This is a genomic window from Paenibacillus sinensis (genome assembly GCF_019904155.1).
In the GTDB taxonomy this organism is placed as follows: Bacteria; Bacillota; Bacilli; order Paenibacillales; family Paenibacillaceae; genus Paenibacillus_AQ; species Paenibacillus_AQ sinensis.
On the sequence record NZ_JAHCMB010000025.1, the window covers coordinates 1 to 427 of the forward strand.

Here is a 427-nt window from a genome sequence, read left to right on the forward strand (position 1 = left end):
GCTACGTCAGCCAGTCTGAAATGTGGGTCGCCGCGCAGAGGCTTCGCGACGAAGAGAGCCAAGGCCGACAAACGGTTATTTTGCATTTGGGTGACCATGACCCGAGCGGAAAGGATATGAGCCGCGATGTTGTGGATCGCCTGGAAGCCTTCGGGACGGCTCCGACGTTCCGCCGCCTGGCACTCAATATGGATCAAATTGAGCAGTACAGCCCGCCGCCGAATCCAACTAAATTAACGGATAGTCGGGCGACGGGATATATAGAGACATACGGCATGGAGTGCTGGGAGCTTGATGCCCTCCGGCCGGATGTGATCGGCGCTTTGATACGCGAAAACGTTGAACGGTATTGCGACCTGGACAAGTTCGTCGCAGCTGAAGAGCGGGAGGAACAGGCAAGACAACTGCTCTACCGCGTCTCCGACAA

Annotated in this window: 1 pseudogene; it reads left to right on the top strand. The window is 56.7% G+C overall.

Going from position 1 to position 427, the window contains the following annotated elements:
• Positions 1-427, top strand: a pseudogene (locus KIH86_RS01815) (hypothetical protein); the annotation flags it as partial.